The following is a 22,898-nucleotide window of genomic DNA, read 5'->3' on the forward strand; positions in this document are numbered from 1 at the left end:
GCGCCGAACTCGTCCTTTAGAACGATAGTCTTTTTCAACGACTCCTCTATACCTGATAAATAACACTCAGGTCATTTTCATCAGGCGCTTAACTCTGCAGGGAAGCGTAGGTTTTTCTGCTGCCCAAACAGGACCGCAGGCCGAAAAAATTAACCGGAGACGGAGTGCCGCCCCGCGCCAGAATGGCAAATAAAATAACTTAACCGGACAGGATCAAAACGATGCTGAATATCGCCGCACTACGCCAGCAGCAAATTCCGCTGGCTATGGAGCCTCGGGCAACGGTGCCCTTTCATCTTTTGATCAAACCCATTGGCCCGGCCTGCAACCTTGCCTGCCGTTACTGTTATTACCCACAGGGCGATACCCCGGTGCGGAAAATGGACGATGCGACGCTGGAGTCGTTTATCCGCCGCTATATTGCCGCCCAACCGGCCGGGGCCCGGGAGATTAATTTCGTCTGGCAAGGCGGCGAACCGCTGCTGGCCGGACTGCGGTTTTATCAGAAGGCGCTGGCGCTGCAGCAGCGCTATGCCCCCGCGGGCGTCACCATCAGCAACAGCCTGCAAACCAACGCCACGCTCATCAACGATGCGTGGTGCCGCCTGTTCCGGGAACATCACTTCACGGTCGGCGTCAGTCTGGAAGGCAGTGAAACACTGCAAAACCACCATCGTCCGGATAAACGCGGCCAGGCCAGCTACCCGGCGGCGCTGCGCGGCATCGCTCTGCTGCACCGGCATCAGGTGGAATTTAATTTACTGGTGGTGGTCCACGACGAGATGACCCGGCACGCGGCCTCCATTTACGACCATATTGTCAGTCTTGGCGCCCGCTACCTGCAGTTTCAGCCGCTGATGAGCGAAGGCGATGCCCTGGCGCAGGGCTACCGGCTCAGCGCCGATAACTGGGGGCGCTTTATGGTCGCTATCTGGCGCCAGTGGCGTAAGCGCGACGATATCGGGCGGGTTTTTGTGATGAATATTGAGCAGGCGTGGGGGCAATATTTTAGCCATACCAGCGCCACCTGCGTCCATGCCGCTCGCTGCGGCAGCAACCTGGTGATGGAGCCCGACGGCCGGCTCTACGCCTGCGATCACCTGATTAACGACCGGCATCATCTTGGCCAGCTCGACGACCGCCCGCTGGCTCAGGCGGTGGACAGCGCGACCCGCCTGCCCTTCGGCAGCGAAAAAAGCCGACGCCGGGAGTGTCAGCAGTGCGCGGTAAAAATAGTCTGCCAGGGCGGCTGTCCGGCCCATCTTAACGACGCCGGCTACAACCGGCTGTGCGCCGGCTACTTCCATTTTTTTAGCGAAATTCTTGCTCCGCTGCGCCCCTACTCCCGCGATATGAACGGCCTGCGCGCCTGGCGCGCCCGCTTTATCGACAGTCGGGCGACGCGCTAACCGACATTTTTCCATGGTCGCGCCGCCTTCATCTTCGGGCGCGATGAATCCCCGATCCTGAACAGGAGACCCGGTAGTGAAGAAAAAAACAGTGGCCGCCGCGCTGAGCATGATCCTCTCCGGCGCAGCGCACAGCGAGCAAACCGAGCGCCCCAACATCATCGTGATTATCGCCGACGATATGGGGTATTCCGATATCAGCCCCTTCGGCGGTGAAATCCCGACGCCTAACCTGCAGGCGATGGCCGAACAGGGCGTGCGCATGAGCCAGTACTACACGTCGCCGATGTCAGCCCCTGCCCGTTCGATGCTGTTGACCGGGAATACTAACCAGCAGGCCGGCATGGGCGGAATGTGGTGGTATGACAGCACCCTTGGCAAAGAGGGGTATGAACTGCGCCTCACCGATCGCGTCACTACCATGGCCGAACGATTTAAAGATGCCGGCTATAACACGCTGATGACCGGGAAATGGCACCTCGGCTTTGTACCCGGCGCCACGCCAAACGATCGGGGCTTTCGCCACTCGTTCGCCTTTATGGGCGGCGGCACCAGCCATTTTGACGATGCGATACCGCTGGGTACCGTCGAAGCCTTCCACACCTACTACACCCGCGACGGCCAGCGGGTTTCGCTCCCCGCCGACTTTTACTCCAGCGAGGCCTACGCCGCCCAGATGAACCAGTGGATCAAAGAAACGCCGTCGGAACAGCCGGTTTTTGCCTGGCTGGCCTTTACCGCTCCCCACGACCCGCTGCAGGCGCCGGATGAATGGATTTCCCGTTTTAAAGGTCAGTACGAGCAGGGCTATGGCGAAGTTTATCGCCAGCGAATTGCCCGTCTGAAGGCGTCAGGTATTCTCCATGACGACACGCCGCTTCCTGGGCTGGATCTCGATAAAGAGTGGGCGGCACTGACGCCGGAGCAGCAAAAATACACCGCGAAAGTGATGCAGGTATACGCCGCGATGATTGCCAACATGGATGCGCAGATCGGTACGGTGATGGAAACGCTGAAGCAAACCGGGCGGGATAAAAATACGCTGCTGATCTTTTTAACCGATAACGGCGCTAACCCGGCAGAAGGCTTTTACTACGAATCAGAACCCGCGTTCTGGAAGCAGTTCGACAATCGCTACGAGAATATTGGCCGCAAAGGTTCGTTCGTCTCCTATGGCCCGCACTGGGCGAACGTCAGCAACGCCCCTTACGCGCGCTACCACAAAACCACCAGCGGCCAGGGCGGCATCAATACCGACTTTATGATTGCCGGGCCCGGGATTGTCCATAGCGGCAAAATCGACGCCACCACCATGGCGGTGTATGACGTCGCGCCCACCCTCTATGAGTTCGCCGGTATCGATGCCACGAAAGCGCTGGCGAAAAAACCGGTCCTGCCGATGGTCGGCGTCAGCTTTAAACGCTATCTGACCGGCGAAAGCTTACAGCCGCCGCGCTCCCGCTACGGCGTCGAGCTGCATAACCAGGCGGCCTGGATTGACGGTGACTGGAAGCTGCGGCGGCTGGTAAAAACCTTCCCGCAGGCGGGCGACGCGCCGTGGGGGCTGTTCAATCTTAAGCAGGACCCGCTGGAAACCCATGATGTCGCCGCACAATATCCGCAGCGGGTGCAGACCATGAGTCAGGATTACGCGGCGTTTGCCGGTCGCACCATGGTGGTTCACGCCGACGGCAAAGCCATCGACTATGTCGGCATCGACGCGAAAACCGGTCGCTACCTCGCGGTGGATCCTCAGACCATGAAATCCGTTGCGGCGCCACAGGCGATACCGGCGCCGCAGCACGATTGATTCATCCGGCGATCGTTCTTTCGGGCGATAGCAGGGAGCATATCCCCTTTCTAAGGTACAAAGCAGGCGTGTTGGGAGAGAAACGATGAGTAGAGTGGTAGTGATTACCGGCGGTGGCACCGGGATTGGCGCCGCCTGTGCACGACTGATGGCGGCGGCGGGCGAGACGGTGTTCATTACCGGCCGCCGTCTTGCCCCTTTGCAGGCGCTGGCGGAAGAGACCGGCGCGGTGGCGCTGGCGGGCGATGCCGCCAGCGGCGATGAGTGGCAGGCTCATCTGCTGCCGACGATTCTCGAACGCGCGGGCCATATCGACGTTTTAATCTGTAGCGCGGGCGGCATGGGCAACGGCGCCGTCGTGGAGACCAGCGACCGGCAGTGGCGTGCGGCGCTGGAGAGCAATCTCAACAGCGCGTTTGCCAGCGTCCGCGCCTGCCTGCCATCGCTGATTGCCCGACGCGGCAACGTGCTGTTTGTCGCCTCGATCGCCTCCCTCGCCGCCGGACCGCAGGCCTGCGGCTACGTCACCGCCAAACATGCAGTGATGGGCCTGATGCGTTCAGTCGCGCGGGACTATGGCCCGCAAGGCGTACGCGCCAACGCCATTTGCCCCGGCTGGGTGACCACGCCGATGGCCGATGAGGAGATGCAGCCGCTGATGGACGCGCAGGGGATCAGCCTTGAGCAGGCCTATCAGCAGGTGTGTCGCGACGTCCCGCTGCGCCGCCCGGCCAGCGCGCAGGAGATTGCGCTCGCCTGCCAGTTCCTCTGTTCCCCGCAGGCGTCGATTATCAGCGGTGCGACGCTGGTTGCCGACGGCGGCGCCAGTGCGGTTGATGTCCCGACGCTGGCATTTGCTTAACGTTCTTACACAACAAGGATCTCACATGACTTCAGAAGCCGTATTTATTCAGGTCGGCGCGCTTGCGGACGGCTTTGCGCCTCACGGCAACGTGCTGCCGGTTTCCTCTTTGCCCGGCGGAAAGCCACTGACCTTTTATTTGGCCGACGGCGCCCGTCATCAGCTGACGATGGCCGATGACCACGCCCTGCTCTGGGACGGGCAGCCCGTTTCCGGGCGCGTGACCGCCATTCGCCCCGATGTACTGTTTATCGATTTTCTCGATCCCGGCAAGGAGAACGCCAGCATCAGCGCGGTGTGCAACCTGACGCAAAATAACGCTACCCTGGTCTACGGTCAGCTGCCGACGGAGCAGGCCGCGCGCCTCGATGCGTTCAGCCGCGTCGAGCAGGGGCTGCCGCTGACGGCAGTCGAAGCCCGCTTCCATTTTGCCCGACTGAACCGCGAGCCGGGACCGCTACCGACCTTCACCCGCGCGCTGGTGGGAATGCGTAACCAGTACACCTACAGCCCGACCGAACGCTACGAGCATATTTATCTCAACGATAACTTCTATGCCTGGCAGTGTCTGGAGGGTGTGGAGAAAGGTCTGGCGGATGTCGATCGCTGTCACTATGTGCAGGTGGCGGACGATCTGACGCTGTTCGTCTGGCGCGAGAAAATCATTCCGACGCTGGGCGTGATCCTTATCGATCTGCAGCAGATGCGCACCGACGGCAAGATTCTCGGCTATCAGGGAAGTGATTTTGCCGCGCTGAGCAATTTCCCGGTCGGGGCCAGCGCGCAGATTCTGAATGTGACGAACCATTCTTCCTGAGCGTAGCGCCGGAGCCTGGCGGCTCCGGCACGTCGTCGTCAGGCGCTGGCAATCTCCAGCCGCGCCAGCTGGGCGGCATTCAGCGTCAGCTGAGCGGCACGAGCAAAGCTCTCAACCTGAGCCACGCTGGTGGCGCTGGCAATTGGCGCGGTCACCCCTTCCCGGCCCATCAGCCAGGCCAGCGCCACTTCGCCAGGTTTGGCATGATGCTGGGCGGCAACCTCTTCCAGAGTATCGATAATCCGCATTCCGCGCGGATTAAGGTATTTCCCGATGCCGCTGCCGCGCTGGCTTTGCGCCAGATCGGCCTGTTGACGGTATTTACCGGTCAGGAAGCCGGAGGCGAGGCTGTAGTAGGTGACGACGCCTATTTCCCGGCTGATGCACAGGTCGCACAGCGCCCCCTCAAAAGCGGAGCGGTGATAGAGGTTGTATTCCGGTTGCAGCACCTGCCAGGCCGGCAGCCCCTCTTTCCGCGCCACTTCCAGCGCCGCGGAAAGCTGCTGGGCATCCAGGTTAGAAGCCCCCGTCGCGCGAATTTTCCCCGCCTGCTGCAGCGCGTGAAAAGCGCTCAACGTCTCGGCAATGGGGGTTTCCGGGTCCGGCCAGTGGGCAAAATAGAGATCGATATAATCGGTGTTCAGACGGCGCAGCGAGTTTTCCACGGCCTGCTGGATCCAGGCTTTCTTCAGCCCTTTTTGCCCGGGCAGCCCTAAATCAGAGCCCACTTTGGTGAAGATTTTTACCTTATCACGCATCCCCGGACGCGCCTGCAGCCAGCGGCCAATCAGGGTTTCCGACTCGCCACCCTGGTTGCCATCCGCCCAGCGGGAGTAGACATCAGCGGTATCAATGGCGTCAAAGCCGTGGTCGACAAAAGCATCAAGAATGGCAAAACTGGTTTTTTCATCGCAGGTCCAGCCAAACACGTTGCCGCCGAAGACCAGCGGCGCGATGGAAAATCCGGTTTTGCCCAATGGACGTGTATTCATGCCGTTCACTCCTTATCGCTTATATTCTGCATCCTTCGCCAGGCCGCAAGGGGCGGGAAAGAACTATGAGTGGAGAGTCAGAAAAGGAATCTTGCGGCGGGCCCATCCGTGCCCGCCGGACGCATCACAACATTATGTCCCGGAATAGACGTCAAAGCTAAAATATTTACCCGACAGTTTTTTATAGGTTCCGTCGGCAAGAATCTGCGCGATCGCGCGGTTAATTTCCTGACGCAGCGCGTCGTCCTCTTTACGCAGGCCAATCGCAGCGCCGGCGCCAAACAGCTTATCGTCCTGCAAATGACCGCCAACAAAGGCGAAATCTTTGCCCTGCGGCTGCTGCAGGAAGCTGTAGTCCGCCATCATTCCGGAGAGCACCGCGCCATCAATACGCCCGGACTCCAGATCCCGCACGACGCTGTCAGCGCCCTGATAGGCCACGATATTAATTCCCGCCGGACGCCAGTGCTGGTTGACGTAAGTCTCCTGCGCTGAGCCCTGCTCCACGCCGATCGTTTTGCCTTTGAGCTGCTCCGGCGTATTGCCGGTCAGCGTATTTTTACGCGCCACGAGGAACACCGGGCCGTTATATAGCTTGTCGCTAAAGCCAATCTGCTCTTTGCGTTTCTCGGTCATATACATGCCGGAGAGAATCGCGTCGAATTTACGCGCCTTCAGCGCCGGAATAATGCCGTCGAAGTTGCTTTCCACCCACACGCATTTCGCCTGCAGCTGCTGGCAGATGGCGTTGCCTAAATCAATATCGAAACCCGCCAGTTTGCCCTGCGGGTCTTTCCATTCAAACGGCGCAAAAGTGGGATCGACGCCAAAACGAATTTCTTTTTGTTCTGCGGCCAGCGTCGATGCGGATGCCATCAGCGCGACCCACAGCAGTAGTGATTTTTTCATTATTTACGAGCTCCAGAGATCAACGGCAGTGTGTTTCAACTAACCGGGCGAAAAACGACGCCCCGGTGGTAATAATGTCATCGTTAAAGTCATAGCCAGGGTTATGCACCATGCAGCCGCCTTTATCGCCCTTCTCGCCGTTACCCAGCAGGAAATAGCAGCCCGGACGCGCCTGCAGCATAAAGGCAAAATCTTCGCTGGCATTCATCGGCGAAATGGATTCCAGCACCTGTTCGCTACCAAAGAGTTCCGTCGCTAATGCTTTGGCGAACGCGGTCTCCTCCACGCTATTGGTCAGCACCGGGTAGGAGTCGTAGACCTCAATCTCGCTGGTCGCTCCGTAGCTTTTGGCGGTAAATTCGGTGATGTCGTGAATCCGTTTAATCAGCAGGTCGCGTACCTCCTGCTTCATCGCCCGCACGGTCAGTTCCATCACCGCGCTTTCCGGGATCACGTTAGAGGCGATGCCCGACTGGAAGGTGCCGACGGTGACAACGGCGGTTTCCCCCGGCGGCACGTTACGCGCGACGATACTTTGCAGGGCCATCACCAGCGCCGAGCCGGCGAGAATGGGATCGACCGCGCGCTCCGGATGGGCGCCGTGGCCGCCGTAGCCGTGAATGGTTATCTTGACGGTATCCGCCGACGCCATAAAGTTGCCGGCGTAGAAGCCCAGCTTGCCGACCGGCAGTCCCGGCATATTGTGCAGCGCAAACACGCAATCGCAGGGGAAGCGTTCAAACAACCCGTCTTTTATCATCAGGTCTGCGCCGCCAATCGCCTCTTCCGCTGGCTGGAAAATCACATGCACCGTGCCGTTAAACTGGCAGGCCGGCGAGGCAATATATTTTGCCGCCGCCAGCAGAATAGTGGTGTGACCGTCGTGGCCGCAGGCGTGCATTTTCCCTGGTACGGTGCTGGCCCAGGGTAATTCCGTGGTTTCAAAAATCGGCAGTGCGTCCATATCGGCGCGCAGCCCGATCGTGCGCGATGAATGCCCTTTCGTAAGCGACCCTACCAGCCCGGTTTTCCCCAGCTCGCGGGTCACCGCATAACCCCACTCCGCCAGTTTTTTCGCCACCAGCTCGCTGGTATTAAACTCTTCCAGACTTAATTCCGGATGGGCATGTAAATAATGACGGATCGCAATCATCTCTTCTTCAGCTGCTTTAATTTCTGGAATCACAAAATTGCTCATGCCGGTCTCCGGGAAATAAGAAATAGATATTCTGATTCATTCAGGCTTCAGGTAAACGGTTGTCGAAAAGTGGGATGCCAGAACCCCAAAACGTGAAGTATGAAGAATAATCTCAGACTCAATAACTTATCTGGATAAGCGTTTAATGCAAGCAAGATTTCTGATTTCCGGCGTGCGCTTCATCTCATTTACTAATGATTATTCAGCAAGTTACCGGCAATGCGAAAAAGAGTAAGGCGTTCAACAGAATGTAAAAAAGGCCAGCAACACCATGCTAATAAACCTTATTTTAATAGTGATATAACCCACAAATAAGGCAAAATTTAAATATAAACTTTTAATTATTGGATTGTTAACGAGTTTTTATTCTACGATCGCCACGCTTAAATCAGCGTATTAAATACCCGCATTTCTTCAGGAGGCGCCATGTTGCGGGCAGCGAGCATGCCGATAGCGCCGGCAGCGAAATCACCACGACATACCTGAAGATGATTCACGACGCCTCCTCCGGAACCAACGGAAAAATAAACGCGCGCCATAAGATGGACGCAGAATAGCGTAGAACTCAAATATGAAATATCAGGCTCTTTTCCTGGCGTCAGCGCTGGCGCTGGCAGGCTGTAGCGCCCAGGGTGATACCGCCAGCCAGCAGCGCGCCAGTATTCAAAAAATACGCAGCGAAACGCTGAGCAAACTCTATTCTCTCTACCCGGAAGCCCGTAGCGATATCCAGCACGCCGATGGCTATGCCGTATTTGCCAGCAACAGCAGCAAAATTCTGGTATTAGGATTTGGCAGCGGTTACGGCGTGGTTAAAGATCTCCGCACCGGCAAAGATACCTATATGAAAATGGCTCAGGGCGGCGCCGGGCTGGGGATGGGCGTGAAGCAGCAGCGCACCGTACTGGTGTTCCACGATAAAGCGGCACTCCACACCTTTATTACCCAGGGCTATATGGTCGGCGCAGACGCGAATGCCGCGGCGAAATATGATGATAAAGGTGTCGCGCCGGTCGCCGCGTCGGCAAGCGGCGTCGCAAAGGATACCTCTTCGCTGCCGTCGAAAGTGAACGTTTATGAAATTACCGAGAAAGGGCTGGCCGCTCAGGCGATGCTCAACGGCTATAAGTACTGGCCGGATGAGGCGCTGAATAAAAGATAGATTGCTCGGGATAACAGGTCACCCGGCGGTAATCCCCTCTCCCTGAACGGGAGAGGGTTTGCCCGAGGGCGGATTCGCCCCTGCAGCATCGGTGCGAAATTAATGCGAAAGGACGCCGTTCACCAGAATAGACGTAATGATGCCGGTGGCCGCCGCAATCAGGACATAGTTGCCGTTAATATACGACCAGTGCTGCCCCTGCGGAGGCGGCGGCAGGCCGCGATCGTTCCAGTTGCTGACCCGATAATCATTCCCGCGATAACGCTCCGGCGCAGGTTGCCCCTTACGGAAGTCATGCCCGTTCCACGCAAAGTGGTCTTGTTCATGACGTTCCTGATGCGACTTCCCTTGTGCATGATTATTGCCGCGATTGTCGCCGGGGTTGTGACGATCCGAGCCGCGATTATCCGCGCCCTGACGATGGCTGTCGCCGTTGCCCTGAGGACCATTATTACCCGGTCCCTGCTGACGATTGCCGTCCGGACTACCGTGCCCAGAGCCGTTTTGCCACACCTGCTGTTGGCCTGGGTTACCGTTGCCGTTCGGGCCGTCGGCCCAGGCTAACGAGCTTAATGCGCAGGACAACATAACGGCCAGAGAAATCATTTTTTTCATTGTACACCTCCTGATATGCCTCCTTTTTACCGCCGGAATGTGGAGAAAGAGTGAGTATCAGGATATCCAGGACAATTCCTGGCATTATCGTTCGCTATCAACGCCGCGAGGGGCGTCGCCGCGACGTCATCACCGTCGCTGCCGATGAGGGGCAAAAAGAGGGGCAAAAAAAAGGCCGCTTTCGCGACCTTATTTTATGCAACGCTTCCGGAATTATTCGGTGACTTTATTTTTCAGCTCTTCCGCACCCTGCTTGGTTTTATCCCAGCCTTTTTCGGTGGCGGCTTTAGTCTTATTCCAGCCTTTTTCCGTCCCTTCTTTGGTCTTATCCCAACCCTTCTCCGTCCCTTCTTTGGTCTTATTCCAGGTTTTTTGAGCACCTTCGCTCACCTGGCTGCCGACGCTGTCGCTTTTACCTTGCGCCGCGTGTTCGGCTTTCAGCTTCTGCTCTTCGCCCTCGTTCTGGGCCTGGTGCAGTTTTTCTTTCGCCGTATTCGCCCCTTCATGGGCCGCCGCGACGGTATCATCAGTTGCGTGTGTTGTCGCAGCAAAAACAGGGGCTGCTACCAGAATCGCAGATAACGCAATCATTGCTTTTTTCATCATTTCCTCTCTAACGTGCTTAATGTTATGAGTCATCAACAGCATGGCATAACATTCCGGTCATGACTTTAGGGATAGTTCTTAAAACCAGCGCCGTCTATTTTTCCCATTTTTCAGTCTTACCACCACGCTATTCAGGATGCACCAGCAAATTCCAGTAAGTTGTTACATTTTATGAAAATGCTTTTTCATATACCTGCCGTTTATTTTTATACGCGAATAATTATCAAAATCATTATATTTATAATATATGCAAACGGAACTCAAATTATGGCAAGAAAATCAGTAAGTTCACTCATTCTTACTGCCTTAATCTCGATCCCCGCGCTTAGCTACGCGACGCAATATCCCCTCACGGTTACCGACCTCGATGGCCGTCAGATAACGCTCCAGCATGAACCCCAGCGCATCATCCTGCAGGATGGACGGGATCTCATGTCGCTGGCGCTGCTGGATCGGGACAACCCGTTTCAACGCGTTGTGGCCTGGAACAACCTGGCGAAAAAGCAGGACGTGGCGACCTGGAAAATGCTGCAGCAGAAGTGGCCGCAGTCAGCAGCCATTCTTGATATGGGCTTTAGCGACAAAGGCAACGTTGACCTGGAAAGCGTCCTCTCCCGCCAGCCCGATCTGATGATTGCACAGCTGCGCGCAAAGCCGGCGCTGACCGAAAGCGGGGTGATCGGCAAACTTACCGCACTGAAGATTCCGGTGTTATTTGTCGATTATGAAGTCAATCCTTCCCGCGATACCGCCCCCAGCATCGACCTGTTAGGTCAGGTGCTTAACCGTGAGAGCAACGCCAAAGCTTATACCGATTTCTACCGCCGGCACCTGCACGCTATCGAGCAGCAAACGGCCACAATCACCCCAAAAGCCACGGTTTTCGTCGAAGCGCTGGCCGGTAATAGCGACGCCTGCTGCTTTACCCACGGGCACAGCGGTTGGGGCGGATTAGTGGAAGCCGTCGGCGCCACTAATGTTGGCTCCCAGCTGCTTCCCGGCGCCTCCGGATTTGTATCGCTGGAAAAAATTATCAGCATGAAGCCCGATGCCTACATCATGACAGGTTCGAAGCGCGGCAACAGCCAGGTACTGCCGCTAGGCTACCAGGTCAGCCAGCAGGAGGTTAATGCCCAGGGTGAAGCGCTGCTGGCGAGAACCGGCGTCAGCGATATCCCGGCGGTAAAAGCGAAGCGGGCCTACGGGGTTTACCACCATTTCTATAACCATCCGTGGAATATCGTCGGCATGGAGTACCTGGCGAAAGATATCTACCCGCGGGCGTTCACTACCCTGAATCCCGATGAGACGTACCACGACATCGTGCGTCGCTTTACCTCCCTGCCAGACCTGCCGTTCGTTTTTTCCTGGAAACAAGGTGAGTAACCCGCATGAGTTCGACTACTGAACCCGGCATCCGTATACGGAATACCGGTACCGACGGCGTGATGGCCCACTATCGCCAAATTCTGCGTCGCCGCATCGCATTGATGCTGCTGTTGTTGCTGCTGATTGTCGCCTCGCTGCTACTCGATTTCGTGCTCGGGCCGTCAGGCATGTCGCTACATACCCTATGGCAAACCCTGACGAACCCCGGCAGCGCAGCGGCCGGAACGCGGGTCATTGTCTGGGATATTCGTATGCCCTACGCGCTGATGGCAGTGGTGGTGGGCCTTGCTCTGGGCCTGGCCGGCGCAGAGATGCAAACGATCCTCAACAATCCGCTCGCCAGCCCTTTTACACTCGGCGTCTCCTCAGCGGCGGCGTTCGGCGCAGCGCTGGCCATCGTGCTGGGGATTGGCCTTCCCGGCATTCCCAACCAGTGGTTTACCTCCGCAAACGCGTTTCTGTTCGCCCTACTGGCCGCCCTGCTGCTGGACGGCATCACCCGCTGGACCCAGGTCGCCACTTCCGGGGTCATCTTATTTGGTATCGCGCTGGTATTTACCTTTAACGCCCTGGTATCGATGCTGCAGTTTGTTGCCAATGAGGACACGCTACAGGGCCTGGTGTTCTGGACCATGGGCAGTATCGATCGCGCCTCCTGGCAAAAAGTGGGGATTTTATTTGCCGTCCTGGCGGTCGTGATGCCACTTTCCATGCTGAATGCGTGGAAGCTAACCGCGCTGCGCCTCGGCGAAGATCGGGCGATGAGTTTTGGCATCAACGTCCGTCGTCTACGTCTGACCACGCTTTTGCGCATTAGCATCTTATCGGCGCTGTCGGTGGCCTTCGTTGGCCCAATCGGCTTTATTGGCCTCGTCGCACCGCACATTGCGCGCCTGGTTTTTGGTGAGGATCACCGCTTTTATCTGCCCGCCAGCGCCTTTATTGGCGCCCTGGTGCTATCGCTCGCCTCGGTGGCGTCGAAGAATCTGCTGCCCGGCGCGATCATCCCGGTAGGGATAGTCACCTCGCTGGTCGGTGTTCCCTTCTTCCTGAGCATTATTTTACGCCATCGGGGAAACGTATGAGCCTGCACACCCCAGCGGAATCGGGACTGGCGCTCGGCCATTTCAACGCCGGTTATCCGAAACGTCAGGTCATTCACGATCTGACTGTCCCTCATCTACCGTGCGGTAAAATCACGGCGCTTCTGGGTCCCAACGGCAGCGGGAAATCGACGCTAATGCGGGCGATGGCGGGCCTCGGCCCGTCGACGGGGGAACTGTCACTGGCCGGAGAAAACCTGCTGACGCTACCGTTTGCCAGACGGGCAGAAAAAGTGGTCTATCTACCGCAAACGCTGCCTGCAGGCGTGCATCTGCACGTGCTGGAGTCAATTATCGTCGCCCGGCACGCTGCCGGAGGCGAACGTTCTGATAGCGAGGCGGAAGTCATGTCCCTGCTGCGCCAGCTGGGTATTGCACATCTGGCGTTAAGCTACCTGGACCAGCTTTCCGGCGGGCAAAAACAGCTCGTCGGCCTGGCCCAGTCGCTTATCCGCCAGCCGTCATTACTCCTGCTGGATGAACCGCTCAGCGCGCTGGATTTGAACTACCAGTTTCACGTGATGGACCTGGTACGCCAGGAGACCCGCCGGCGCAATATCATCACCCTGGTGGTGGTACATGATATTAATATTGCGTTGCGCCATGCCGATCATGTGCTGATGCTGAAGGAAGGCCAGCTGCTGGCCGACGGCGCGCCGTCGCAGGTGATTACGCCGGAGATACTTGCGTCGGTCTATGGCGTGCGCGGCCGGATTGAACCCTGTTCTCAGGGGATAATGCAGGTGATTATCGACGGTCTGGCAGAGGGATGATAAGACGCTGGCCAGGCACGTGAGTTGCCCGACCAGCGCCCGCTTAACGGCGTACGCAAACGACAGGTTAATGATCGAGATAAAGGTAGTTTTCCCAGCTTTTCATGCGGATCAGGATCTTCCTGATTAGCGACAGGTGCTCTAAATGGCCGGAGTAAACCGCCGCTTCAACATCGGTTCCCTGCGGCAGATGGTAGTTTTGTAGCCGCGTATCCGTCACCCGGAAGACCACCAGCGCCCGACCGCGGGTATCCAGATCGCGAGTTGTCAGCAATGTCCCCTGTCCCTGAAACTGACTCTCGCCAATCGCCGGCAGCACCTCGGTCACCTCGGCGTGAAATACCGTCCCCGGTACCGCCGGGAACAGGAGCTCAGCCTGCTCGCCTTTTTCCAGACGCTGCAACGAATTCTGGCGGAAGGCCGCCACGAACTCACGTTTGTCCGCTTCTCCCGTCGGGACAAAGGTCATCACCGGCTTCAGACCGAGGGCTGTCGACATCGTCCCGGGGCGTAAACCGACGGTGCTGACGTAGCCATCTGACGGGGCGCGAACGACGGTATTTTCCAGTTTAAACTCCGCCGCGCGCAGCTGCGCCAGCAGCGAGGCGACTTTGGTGTTTTCGCCGTTGACCACCGAATTCAGGTTATTGTGCGCCTGAACTACGCTCGCCTGAGCAGCGGCGACCGCGGCTTCATCGGCCTTCCAGCTCTGACGGCGGGTATCCACCATCTGATCTGAAAATGCGCCTTTGTCGTGGCCCGCCTGGAAGCGAGCATATTCCCGCTGCGCCCGATCGCGCAACGCTATCGCTTTTTGGAGATCGGCCTGGGCACTGTTGAGAGCGGCGTTGAGCGACAGCGCATCCTGGCTGGCCGCTTTGACCTGCGCTGTCAAATCATCAACCTGCGCCTGAAAGGGCGTCGGGTCGAGGGTGAACAAGACGTCCCCCTTGTGCAGCATTTGATTCGGCTGCACCGGCACGCTCATCACCCGGCCGCGCGTTTGCGAGACAACAGGCACCGTGCGAAAAACCTGTTTACCTATATCGGTGTAGGGGAAGTTATAGTTCATTCCCAGAATTAATGCGCCAATCAGTACCACCCCACCTAATACGGCGGTAGGCACCGTCCATTTATTCAGCGGAATACGGAAAATTTTAAATATCGCAATACTTAATGCGGCATAACACAGGAGCAGCAACGTTTCCATTATTCAGCCCCTTTATTATTTATATTGACTGCGGCACGCTGTTTCACCACATTTAATTCCTGCTGAAGGGTGTCCAGACGAGTGCAGGCCTGTTCCAGGCGATGATGCAGGTCGCTCTGTTCTTGCGCCATTTTTTGCATCCCCCAGCCGCGGTCTTCACGCCACAGAGTGGCCCAAATCCACAGCAGCGGCCACAGGATATGCAGTGTAAACAGGCTCACCCATCCGGCGTAATGGATCGCATCCTGATGCGGATGATTTCTTTTTTTAGCAATTTCATAGGGGATATCGTGAATCACAATTACCCCGTAAAACAGGATCAGGACTACCGCAACGAGGATAGCCAATGCAACATAATCCAGGGTCATAGAATAACTCCAGAGAGATAATTAAATTAAGCCGTAAGCGGAATGAAGGCGTCACGACGCCGGGGAAATAATTAAAAATAATTTTCCATGCGAGTATTAATCAGAATTTTTCAGGGATTTTCCGGTCAATGGAAATAAGCTGCCCTTTTTTCACCGTAATATATCCCCCCTCTTTCAGCGCCGCCAGCACCTGATAGACATAGCTTCTTGAAAGATTCGTTCGTTTGATAATAAAAGCGGACAAACTTTCGCGCTTGCCGGTATCAATTTCGCGGCGGTACAGATAGCGAAAGAGCATCGACTTGATGGTCTGGAACCCCGACAGATTGCCTCTTTCATTGCTGACATCCAGTACGAAGATGCCCATATAAACCAGAATCGTCGTCAGCTCTTTCATGTACTGCGGCGACGAATGATAAAAAATACGTTCAAAATCGCTGGCGGCAATTTTGCTAAAGCGACAATTTTCCTGGCAGCGGTAGAAGAATCTGGCCGACGGACAATAGTGCTCCAGCAGGCCCAGCGGCATATTTTCAATAACAATACCCAGCAGATTTTGCTCATCATCTACGGCAAGGGTCACCTGCCCTTGCCGCAAAAAGTAGATGAACCCTTCTGCGGGCTGGAAACGCTCGCCGCTGGCCAGCTCAAGATCTTCACCGCAGGCAATAACCTCTGGCAGATGGCTTGTCAGCTCCAGCGACTGGTAAAAAGCGTGAATATTGCCAAAACGACTCACCATCTTTAAATACGCTCTCCCTCGCTCGCCGGCAGTGGGCAAATCATTGCTTCACAAAATATAGCGAAGAACACCAGGCAGTAAAAGTCCACAGCTGGAGTTCTGCCTCCGGGAACGATGCTCCCCGCTTCCGTCACGCCGTTTTTTGTCCTGCTTCTCACTTTATCGATCGCAGCGTTTCGTTCATCGGCGGGCTATGCTTAAATAAGCTAAACCGGTTTAATTAAGTTTAGCATTGAGGTGAAAACAGTATGAATGCAAAAGTTTGGGTGCTTGGGGATGCGGTAGTGGACCTGCTGCCGGAAAGCGGCGGTCGCCTGTTGCAGTGTCCCGGCGGCGCACCGGCCAATGTGGCGGTAGGTATCGCCCGCCTGGGTGGCAACAGCGGGTTTATCGGCCGCGTCGGCGACGATCCTTTTGGCCGCTTTATGCAGCAAACTCTGCGCGAGGAACAGGTGGATACCCGCTACATGCGCTGCGATCCGCAGCACCGGACCTCTACCGTGGTGGTCGATCTTGATGGCGAAGGGGAAAGAACCTTTACCTTTATGGTGCGCCCCAGCGCGGATCTGTTTTTACAGCCGGAAGATCTTCCGCCCTTCGCCGCCAACGAATGGCTGCACGTCTGCTCCATCGCGCTCAGCGCCGAACCCAGCCGCAGCACAACCTTCGCGGCGATGGAGAGAATAAAATTAGCCGGCGGTCGGGTCAGCTTTGACCCCAATATCCGCGCGGATCTCTGGCAAGACCCGGAGCTGCTGCATGCCTGTCTCGATCGCGCGCTGCGTCTGGCAAACGTGGTAAAACTGTCCGAAGAAGAGCTGGCGTTAATCAGCGGCAGAGACGATTTAGTCGAAGGGATAACCGCCCTGACCCAGCGCTACCAGCCTGAACTTCTGCTGGTCACTCAGGGTAAAGCCGGGGTGCTCACCGCTTTTCAGCAGCAGTTAACCCACTTCTCCGCGCAGCCGGTGGTCAGCGTCGATACGACCGGCGCAGGCGATGCGTTTGTCGCCGGGCTGCTTGCCAGTCTTGCCGCGAAGGGAATGCCAACGGATCCCGCGGCGCTGGAACCGGCAATCATGCAGGCGCAAACCTGCGGAGCGCTGGCCACTACCGCCAAAGGGGCGATGACCGCCCTTCCCTACCAGCACGATCTTAACCTCTCATTTTGATCCTTTCGGGCTGCTCTGGCGGCCCACTTTGTTGCATCCATCACATTTATTAAATCGGTTTAGCAATTTATATTCACAGATGTTAAAGGTCATGTTTAACATAGCGCCTAAACCGGTTTAGCAAAAACACAATAATGTCAATTTTACGTTTGGGATGCGACCTACATGTATAAAAAAAGCACACTCGCGGTTGTTATTACTTTGCTCACCGGCGCGGCCTCAGCTCATGCACAAACGGACCTCAGCAGTATCGAAGCCCGTTTGATCGCCCTGGAAAAACGCCTGCAGGATGCCGAAAACCGGGCACAGACCGCGGAAAACCGCGCCGAGTCGGCGGAGAAGAAAGTCGAGCAGCTCACCACCCAGCAGCAAAAAACCCAGGACAACACCCAGCAGGTAGCCCAGCGCACCGCCCAGCTGGAGAAAAAAGCCGACGAGAAAAGCGGGTTTGAGTTCCACGGCTACGCCCGCTCCGGCGTAATCATGAATGACTCCGCCGCCAGTACCAAATCCGGCGCCTATATGACACCGGCGGGGGAAACCGGCGGGGCCATTGGCCGTCTGGGGAACCAGGCCGACACCTATGTCGAAATGAACCTCGAACATAAGCAGACCCTGGATAACGGGGCAACGACGCGCTTCAAGGTGATGGTGGCCGACGGCCAAACCACCTACAACGACTGGACGGCAAGCAGCAGCGATTTGAACGTGCGCCAGGCTTTCGTCGAGCTGGGTAATCTGCCCACCTTCGAGGGTCCCTTCAAAGGTTCAACCCTGTGGGCCGGGAAACGTTTCGACCGCGACAACTTTGATATTCACTGGGTCGACTCCGACGTGGTATTCCTCGCCGGGACCGGCGGCGGTATTTACGACGTGAAGTGGAACGACAGCCTGCGGAGTAACTTCTCTTTATACGGGCGCAACTTCGGTGATATTGATGATTCAAGCAATAGCGTGCAGAACTACATCCTCAGCATGAATAACTTCATCGGCCCGGTGCAGGTGATGGTCAGCGGGATGCGGGCGAAAGATAATGATGAGCGCAAAGATACCAACGGTAATCTGGTCAAAGGCGATGCGGCAAATACCGGGGTACATACGCTGCTCGGTCTGCACAACGACAGCTTTTACGGCCTGCGTGAAGGGACCAGCAAAACGGCCCTGCTCTATGGCCACGGGCTGGGTGCCGAAGTGAAAGGCGTCGGTTCCGACGGCGGGTTGCGCCCGGGAGCAAATACCTGGCGCTTCGCCAGCTACGGCACCACGCCGCTCAGCGAGAACTGGTTTATCGCCCCGGCGGTGCTGGCGCAGAGCAGTAAAGATCGCTATGTCGATGGCGACAGCTACCAGTGGGCGACGCTCAACCTGCGTCTGATTCAGGAGATCACTCAGAACTTCGCCCTTGCTTACGAAGGCACCTACCAGTACATGGATCTCAAACCCGAAGGCTACAACGACCGCCATGCGGTGAACGGAAGTTTCTATAAACTCACCTTCGCCCCCACCTTTAAGGTCGGTAGCATTGGCGATTTCTTCAGCCGTCCGGAGATCCGTCTCTACACCTCGTGGATGGACTGGAGCAAAAAACTGGATAATTACGCCAGCGATGATGCCTTAGGCAGCAGCGGTTTTAAATCAGGCGGCGAATGGTCGTTCGGTATGCAAATGGAAACCTGGTTCTGACGGTTAGCGCCTGATGCCAGAAACACCGGGGCGGCGGCGAGTCGGCCATCGCCCCGGACACAATAACGACGCAGAGACTGCGCCCCCGTAAACCCGGGACCACAACACGATAATTATTACGCATTCAGAGGGTACTATGGATTTTGAACAGATTTCCCGCTCACTGCTTCCGCTTCTGGGAGGTAAGGAAAACATCGCCAGCGCCGCGCACTGCGCCACGCGCCTGCGTCTGGTGCTGATCGATGATGCGCTCGCCGACCAGCAGGCTATCGGCAAAATTGAAGGCGTAAAAGGATGTTTTCGCAACGCCGGACAGATGCAGATTATTTTTGGCACCGGGGTGGTGAACAAAGTTTACGCCGCGTTTATTCAGGCCGCCGGCATCGGCGAATCCAGCAAGTCGGAAGCCGCCGATATCGCGGCGAAAAAGCTTAATCCGTTCCAGCGTATCGCCCGTCTGCTGTCAAACATCTTTGTACCCATTATTCCGGCTATCGTAGCCTCCGGTCTGCTGATGGGCCTGCTCGGCATGGTGAAAACCTACGGCTGGGTCGACCCGAGCAACGCTATCTACATTATTCTGGATATGTGCAGCTCGGCGGCGTTTATTATTCTGCCGATCCTGATTGGCTTTACCGCCGCCCGCGAATTTGGCGGTAACCCCTACCTTGGCGCGACGCTCGGGGGCATTCTGACCCACCCGGCGCTCACCAACGCCTGGGGCGTGGCCGCCGGTTTCCATACCATGAACTTCTTCGGCCTTGAGATTGCGATGATCGGCTATCAGGGTACGGTGTTCCCGGTGCTGCTGGCGGTATGGTTTATGAGCATTGTTGAGAAGCAGCTGCGCCGCGTCATCCCCGATGCGCTGGACCTGATCCTGACGCCGTTCCTGACGGTGATTATTTCCGGTTTTATCGCCCTGCTGATTATCGGTCCGGCGGGCCGCGCGCTGGGAGACGGCATCTCATTCGTGCTCAGTACGCTGATTACCCACGCCGGTTGGCTGGCTGGGCTGCTGTTTGGCGGTCTCTATTCGGTTATCGTGATTACCGGTATTCACCACAGCTTCCACGCTATCGAAGCCGGACTGCTGGGCAACCCCGCCATCGGCGTCAACTTCCTGCTGCCGATTTGGGCGATGGCCAATGTTGCTCAGGGCGGCGCCTGCCTGGCGGTGTGGTTTAAAACCAAAGATGCCAAAATCAAAGCCATTACCCTGCCATCGGCGTTTTCTGCCATGCTGGGTATCACCGAGGCGGCGATTTTTGGTATCAACTTACGCTTTGTGAAGCCGTTTATTGCAGCGCTGATCGGCGGCGCAGCGGGCGGCGCATGGGTCGTCTCCATGCACGTCTATATGACCGCGGTCGGCCTGACGGCGATTCCAGGCATGGCTATCGTGCAGGCCAGTTCGCTGCTGAACTACATTATCGGGATGGTCATCGCCTTCGGCGTTGCCTTTGTCGTCTCCCTGCTGCTGAAATACAAAACGGACGCGGAATAATGTCACTTCCATCACGCCTGCCTGCGATTTTGCAGGCCGTTATGCAAGGCCAGCCGCGCGCGCTGGCCGACAGCCACTATCCCCGCTGGCACCACGCGCCGGTCACCGGGCTGATGAACGATCCCAACGGCTTTGTCGAATTTGCCGGGCGCTATCACCTGTTCTATCAGTGGAACCCGCTCGCCTGCGATCACACCTTCAAATGCTGGGGGCACTGGAGTTCTGCCGATCTGCTGCACTGGCGGCATGAACCGATTGCGCTGATGCCGGACGAAGAGTATGACCGCAACGGCTGCTACTCAGGCAGCGCGGTGGATAACAACGGGACGCTGACCCTGTGCTACACCGGCAACGTCAAATTTGCAGACGGCAGCCGGACCGCCTGGCAGTGCCTGGCGACGGAAAATCCCGACGGCACCTTCAGCAAAACCGGCCCGGTCCTGCCGCTGCCAGAGGGCTATACCGGCCACGTGCGCGACCCGAAAGTCTGGCAGCATGAAGGCCGCTGGTACATGGTGCTAGGTGCGCAGGATCGGCAAAAGCGCGGCAAGGTGCTGCTGTTCAGCTCCGCAAATCTCCATGAGTGGACGAGCGAGGGCGAAATCGCCGGCGCCGGCATCAACGGACTGCACGATGCCGGTTATATGTGGGAGTGTCCGGACCTGTTCCCGCTTGGCGATCAGCATATTCTGATTTGCTGCCCGCAGGGGATTCCCGGCGAGAAAGAGCGCTACCTCAACACCTATCCGGCGGTGTGGATGGCCGGCGGCTTCGATTACGCCAGCGCCGCCTTCACGCACGGCGAGTTGCACGAGCTGGATGCCGGGTTTGAGTTCTATGCCCCGCAAACCATGCAGACAGCCGACGGCCGTCGGCTGCTGGTTGGCTGGATGGGCGTACCGGACGGCGAGGAGATGCGCCAGCCGACGCGGGCCAACGGCTGGATCCACCAGATGACCTGCCTGCGCGAACTGGAGTGGGTGGACGGCAAACTCTATCAGCGCCCGCTGCGCGAACTGAGCGCCCTGCGCGGCGAAGTCCGCAGCTGGCAGGGCAACGTTCTGCCGCTGGCCCCGCTGGAAATCGCCCTCGATACCGCCGCTGACGACGCGTTTAGCCTCGATTTCGGCGGCGCGTTGACTCTCGAGCGCGATAGCCACGGCCTTCGTCTGGCGCGGCGCAGCCTCGCCAGCGACGAAATGCTCTATCGCTATTGGCGCGGCACGGTTCGCTCGCTGCGGATCTTCATCGACCAGTCGAGCGTGGAGATTTTCATTAACGACGGCGAAGGGGTGATGAGCAGCCGCCTCTTCCCGGACTATCCCGCACAGCTGGTTTTCAGCGGCGCGACGCCGGTAACATTCTGCTACTGGTCGCTGGAGCCATGCATGGTAGAATAAGCGTTTTAAATTCAGGCGCATGTTGTCGTGATGAAAACCAAACGCGTTACCATTAAAGATATCGCCGAGCTGGCGGGTGTCTCGAAAGCCACCGCCAGCCTGGTGCTGAACGGTCGTGGCAAAGAACTCCGCGTGGCGCAGGATACCCGCGAGCGCGTGCTGGCCATCGCGCGCGAACAACATTATCAGCCCAGTATTCACGCCCGCTCGCTGCGCGATAACCGTAGCCACACCATCGGTCTGGTGGTGCCTGAAATTACCAACTACGGGTTTGCCGTCTTCTCTCATGAGCTGGAAATGCTCTGCCGCGAGGCGGGCGTTCAGCTGCTGATCTCCTGTACCGACGAAAACCCCGGCCAGGAAACCATGGTGGTCAATAATATGATTGCCCGCCAGGTTGACGGGCTGATCGTCGCCTCCTGTATGCACAACGACGCCGATTACCTCAAGCTCAGCGAACAGCTGCCGGTGGTACTGTTTGACCGCTGTCCCAGCGACAGCACGCTGCCGCTGGTGATGACCGACTCCATCAGCCCAACGGCGGATCTGATTTCCCGCATCGCGCCTCAGCATCGCGACGAGTTCTGGTTTCTCGGCGGGCAGCCGCGTCTGTCGCCCTCCCGCGATCGTCTGGCAGGGTTTACTCAGGGGCTGGCAAACGCCGGTGTTGAACTGCGTCCCGAGTGGGTGATTAACGGCAACTATCATCCGAGCTCCGGCTACGAGATGTTCGCCGCTCTCTGCGCGCGTCTCGGGCGGCCGCCAAAGGCGCTGTTCACCGCCGCCTGCGGTCTGTTGGAAGGGGTGCTGCGCTATATGAGCCAGCACCATCTACTGGATTCCGATATTCATCTGGCGAGCTTTGACGATCACTATCTCTACGATTCGCTATCGCTGCGTATCGACACCGTCCAGCAGGATAATCGTCAGCTGGCCTGGCACTGCTACGATCTGATAAGCCAGCTGATCGACGGCAACACGCCTGAGCCGCTACGGCGCTACCTGCCCGCGACGCTGCAGTTCCGCCATCGTTGATTCGCCAGGCGTTTTTAAATGACCAACTTGAATGAAACCGTGCGCGCGTATCTCTGCCGGGTGGCGGCTAACGCCTGACCCGGCCGACGAAAACCAAACACCGACCCGGCAAGGCATTAGCGCCACCGGGTGATAG

The 22,898-nt window shown here is 57.4% G+C and carries 22 protein-coding genes; 14 read left to right on the forward strand and 8 right to left on the reverse strand.

Features of this window, described 5'->3' with window-relative positions:
- Positions 1-221 precede the first annotated feature (221 nt).
- The 4 genes from AC236I_RS18355 to AC236I_RS18370 all read left to right on the forward strand — a co-directional run bounded on the left by AC236I_RS18355 (position 222) and on the right by AC236I_RS18370 (position 4,898).
- Positions 222-1,409, forward strand: a complete 1,188-nt coding sequence (locus AC236I_RS18355) for an anaerobic sulfatase maturase (protein ID WP_044349152.1) — start codon at positions 222-224, stop codon at positions 1,407-1,409.
- A gap of 76 nt (positions 1,410-1,485) precedes the next feature.
- Complete coding sequence (locus AC236I_RS18360) at positions 1,486-3,219, forward strand: arylsulfatase (RefSeq protein ID WP_487608578.1); 1,734 nt, start codon at positions 1,486-1,488, stop codon at positions 3,217-3,219.
- An 85-nt stretch (positions 3,220-3,304) separates the two neighbouring features.
- Positions 3,305-4,081, forward strand: coding sequence for an SDR family NAD(P)-dependent oxidoreductase (locus AC236I_RS18365; RefSeq protein WP_044349154.1), 777 nt, complete (start codon positions 3,305-3,307; stop codon positions 4,079-4,081).
- 25 nt (positions 4,082-4,106) lie between these two features.
- Entirely contained in the window at positions 4,107-4,898 is a 792-nt protein-coding gene (locus tag AC236I_RS18370) for a MoaF C-terminal domain-containing protein (RefSeq protein ID WP_151333911.1), read from the forward strand.
- Positions 4,899-4,936: 38 nt separating this feature from the next.
- On the opposite strand, the gene AC236I_RS18375 is transcribed toward AC236I_RS18370, so the two are convergent.
- The 3 genes from AC236I_RS18375 to AC236I_RS18385 form a co-directional block, all read right to left on the reverse strand.
- Positions 4,937-5,890: an aldo/keto reductase gene (locus tag AC236I_RS18375; RefSeq protein WP_004859079.1), complete on the reverse strand. Its 954-nt coding sequence runs from the start codon at positions 5,888-5,890 to the stop codon at positions 4,937-4,939.
- 132 nt (positions 5,891-6,022) lie between these two features.
- Positions 6,023-6,799 carry an ABC transporter substrate-binding protein gene (locus AC236I_RS18380; protein WP_004859075.1) on the reverse strand — a complete coding sequence of 259 codons (777 nt, stop codon included), beginning with the start codon at positions 6,797-6,799 and terminating at the stop codon, positions 6,023-6,025.
- 19 nt (positions 6,800-6,818) lie between these two features.
- On the reverse strand, positions 6,819-7,997 hold the full coding sequence (locus AC236I_RS18385; protein WP_015584965.1) for a M20 aminoacylase family protein: 1,179 nt from the start codon (positions 7,995-7,997) through the stop codon (positions 6,819-6,821).
- Positions 7,998-8,568: 571 nt separating this feature from the next.
- Here AC236I_RS18385 and AC236I_RS18390 point away from each other — a divergent pair.
- A complete protein-coding gene (locus tag AC236I_RS18390) occupies positions 8,569-9,159 on the forward strand; it encodes a lipid-binding SYLF domain-containing protein (protein WP_004859069.1) in 591 nt (196 codons plus the stop codon).
- 99 nt (positions 9,160-9,258) lie between these two features.
- Here AC236I_RS18390 and AC236I_RS18395 read toward each other — a convergent pair whose 3' ends face one another.
- Positions 9,259-9,774, reverse strand: coding sequence for an RcnB family protein (locus tag AC236I_RS18395; RefSeq protein ID WP_004859066.1), 516 nt, complete (start codon positions 9,772-9,774; stop codon positions 9,259-9,261).
- Positions 9,775-9,824: 50 nt separating this feature from the next.
- Between AC236I_RS18395 and AC236I_RS18400 the strand changes: the two genes are divergently transcribed.
- On the forward strand, positions 9,825-9,998 hold the full coding sequence (locus AC236I_RS18400; protein ID WP_234537120.1) for a hypothetical protein: 174 nt from the start codon (positions 9,825-9,827) through the stop codon (positions 9,996-9,998).
- Here AC236I_RS18400 and AC236I_RS18405 read toward each other — a convergent pair.
- Positions 9,988-10,377 carry a hypothetical protein gene (locus AC236I_RS18405; protein ID WP_015584967.1) on the reverse strand — a complete coding sequence of 130 codons (390 nt, stop codon included), beginning with the start codon at positions 10,375-10,377 and terminating at the stop codon, positions 9,988-9,990. The genes AC236I_RS18400 and AC236I_RS18405 overlap by 11 nt on opposite strands.
- 270 nt (positions 10,378-10,647) lie before the next feature.
- Between AC236I_RS18405 and AC236I_RS18410 the strand changes: the two genes are divergently transcribed.
- Genes AC236I_RS18410 through AC236I_RS18420 form a run of 3 tightly spaced genes read left to right on the forward strand, consistent with a single transcriptional unit; the run spans position 10,648 to position 13,645 of the window.
- On the forward strand, positions 10,648-11,766 hold the full coding sequence (locus AC236I_RS18410; protein ID WP_015584968.1) for an ABC transporter substrate-binding protein: 1,119 nt from the start codon (positions 10,648-10,650) through the stop codon (positions 11,764-11,766).
- Between the two features lie 59 nt (positions 11,767-11,825).
- A complete protein-coding gene (locus AC236I_RS18415; RefSeq protein ID WP_160873239.1) occupies positions 11,826-12,854 on the forward strand; it encodes a FecCD family ABC transporter permease in 1,029 nt (342 codons plus the stop codon).
- Positions 12,851-13,645 carry an ABC transporter ATP-binding protein gene (locus tag AC236I_RS18420; RefSeq protein ID WP_044349161.1) on the forward strand — a complete coding sequence of 265 codons (795 nt, stop codon included), beginning with the start codon at positions 12,851-12,853 and terminating at the stop codon, positions 13,643-13,645. The genes AC236I_RS18415 and AC236I_RS18420 overlap by 4 nt, the downstream gene beginning before the upstream one ends.
- Before the next feature lie 67 nt (positions 13,646-13,712).
- Here the strand turns inward: AC236I_RS18420 and AC236I_RS18425 are convergent, their stop codons facing one another.
- The 3 genes from AC236I_RS18425 to AC236I_RS18435 all read right to left on the reverse strand — a co-directional run bounded on the left by AC236I_RS18425 (position 13,713) and on the right by AC236I_RS18435 (position 15,965).
- A complete protein-coding gene (locus AC236I_RS18425; RefSeq protein WP_004859055.1) occupies positions 13,713-14,855 on the reverse strand; it encodes an HlyD family secretion protein in 1,143 nt (380 codons plus the stop codon).
- On the reverse strand, positions 14,855-15,223 hold the full coding sequence (locus tag AC236I_RS18430; RefSeq protein WP_004859053.1) for a DUF3302 domain-containing protein: 369 nt from the start codon (positions 15,221-15,223) through the stop codon (positions 14,855-14,857). Before AC236I_RS18430 ends, AC236I_RS18425 begins: the two co-directional genes overlap by 1 nt.
- A 100-nt stretch (positions 15,224-15,323) precedes the next feature.
- Positions 15,324-15,965: a helix-turn-helix domain-containing protein gene (locus tag AC236I_RS18435; RefSeq protein ID WP_004859040.1), complete on the reverse strand. Its 642-nt coding sequence runs from the start codon at positions 15,963-15,965 to the stop codon at positions 15,324-15,326.
- A 248-nt stretch (positions 15,966-16,213) separates the two neighbouring features.
- Between AC236I_RS18435 and AC236I_RS18440 the strand changes: the two genes are divergently transcribed.
- The 5 genes from AC236I_RS18440 (at position 16,214) to AC236I_RS18460 (ending at position 22,762) form a co-directional block, all read left to right on the forward strand.
- Positions 16,214-17,137, forward strand: coding sequence for an aminoimidazole riboside kinase (locus AC236I_RS18440; protein ID WP_004859037.1), 924 nt, complete (start codon positions 16,214-16,216; stop codon positions 17,135-17,137).
- Positions 17,138-17,302: 165 nt separating this feature from the next.
- Positions 17,303-18,820, forward strand: a complete 1,518-nt coding sequence (locus AC236I_RS18445; RefSeq protein ID WP_004859034.1) for a carbohydrate porin — start codon at positions 17,303-17,305, stop codon at positions 18,818-18,820.
- A 136-nt stretch (positions 18,821-18,956) separates the two neighbouring features.
- Positions 18,957-20,327 (forward strand): sucrose-specific PTS transporter subunit IIBC, encoded by a 1,371-nt coding sequence (locus AC236I_RS18450; RefSeq protein WP_004859031.1) that lies wholly within the window; start codon positions 18,957-18,959, stop codon positions 20,325-20,327.
- Entirely contained in the window at positions 20,327-21,727 is a 1,401-nt protein-coding gene (locus AC236I_RS18455) for a sucrose-6-phosphate hydrolase (protein ID WP_032716808.1), read from the forward strand. Before AC236I_RS18450 ends, AC236I_RS18455 begins: the two co-directional genes overlap by 1 nt.
- A 30-nt stretch (positions 21,728-21,757) precedes the next feature.
- The gene (locus tag AC236I_RS18460; RefSeq protein WP_004859026.1) at positions 21,758-22,762 is read left to right on the forward strand and encodes a LacI family DNA-binding transcriptional regulator; all 1,005 of its coding nucleotides are present in this window, start codon (positions 21,758-21,760) and stop codon (positions 22,760-22,762) included.
- The last annotated feature ends 136 nt before the right edge of the window (positions 22,763-22,898 follow it).

This window comes from Klebsiella sp. Sb-30 (genome assembly GCF_057652795.1).

Bases quoted from the DNA above. Each gene is read 5' to 3' on its own strand.
- AC236I_RS18385 (WP_015584965.1), bottom strand. From the start codon at position 7,997: ATGAGCAATTTTGTGATTCCAGAAATTAAAGCAGCTGAAGAAGAGATG.
- AC236I_RS18390 (WP_004859069.1), top strand. From the start codon at position 8,569: ATGAAATATCAGGCTCTTTTCCTGGCGTCAGCGCTGGCGCTGGCAGGC.
- AC236I_RS18410 (WP_015584968.1), top strand. From the start codon at position 10,648: ATGGCAAGAAAATCAGTAAGTTCACTCATTCTTACTGCCTTAATCTCG.
- AC236I_RS18380 (WP_004859075.1), bottom strand. From the start codon at position 6,799: ATGAAAAAATCACTACTGCTGTGGGTCGCGCTGATGGCATCCGCATCG.
- AC236I_RS18375 (WP_004859079.1), bottom strand. From the start codon at position 5,890: ATGAATACACGTCCATTGGGCAAAACCGGATTTTCCATCGCGCCGCTG.
- AC236I_RS18435 (WP_004859040.1), bottom strand. From the start codon at position 15,965: ATGGTGAGTCGTTTTGGCAATATTCACGCTTTTTACCAGTCGCTGGAG.
- AC236I_RS18425 (WP_004859055.1), bottom strand. From the start codon at position 14,855: ATGGAAACGTTGCTGCTCCTGTGTTATGCCGCATTAAGTATTGCGATA.
- AC236I_RS18455 (WP_032716808.1), top strand. From the start codon at position 20,327: ATGTCACTTCCATCACGCCTGCCTGCGATTTTGCAGGCCGTTATGCAA.
- AC236I_RS18460 (WP_004859026.1), top strand. From the start codon at position 21,758: ATGAAAACCAAACGCGTTACCATTAAAGATATCGCCGAGCTGGCGGGT.
- AC236I_RS18445 (WP_004859034.1), top strand. From the start codon at position 17,303: ATGTATAAAAAAAGCACACTCGCGGTTGTTATTACTTTGCTCACCGGC.
- AC236I_RS18370 (WP_151333911.1), top strand. From the start codon at position 4,107: ATGACTTCAGAAGCCGTATTTATTCAGGTCGGCGCGCTTGCGGACGGC.
- AC236I_RS18450 (WP_004859031.1), top strand. From the start codon at position 18,957: ATGGATTTTGAACAGATTTCCCGCTCACTGCTTCCGCTTCTGGGAGGT.
- AC236I_RS18440 (WP_004859037.1), top strand. From the start codon at position 16,214: ATGAATGCAAAAGTTTGGGTGCTTGGGGATGCGGTAGTGGACCTGCTG.
- AC236I_RS18355 (WP_044349152.1), top strand. From the start codon at position 222: ATGCTGAATATCGCCGCACTACGCCAGCAGCAAATTCCGCTGGCTATG.
- AC236I_RS18365 (WP_044349154.1), top strand. From the start codon at position 3,305: ATGAGTAGAGTGGTAGTGATTACCGGCGGTGGCACCGGGATTGGCGCC.
- AC236I_RS18395 (WP_004859066.1), bottom strand. From the start codon at position 9,774: ATGAAAAAAATGATTTCTCTGGCCGTTATGTTGTCCTGCGCATTAAGC.
- AC236I_RS18420 (WP_044349161.1), top strand. From the start codon at position 12,851: ATGAGCCTGCACACCCCAGCGGAATCGGGACTGGCGCTCGGCCATTTC.
- AC236I_RS18405 (WP_015584967.1), bottom strand. From the start codon at position 10,377: ATGAAAAAAGCAATGATTGCGTTATCTGCGATTCTGGTAGCAGCCCCT.
- AC236I_RS18430 (WP_004859053.1), bottom strand. From the start codon at position 15,223: ATGACCCTGGATTATGTTGCATTGGCTATCCTCGTTGCGGTAGTCCTG.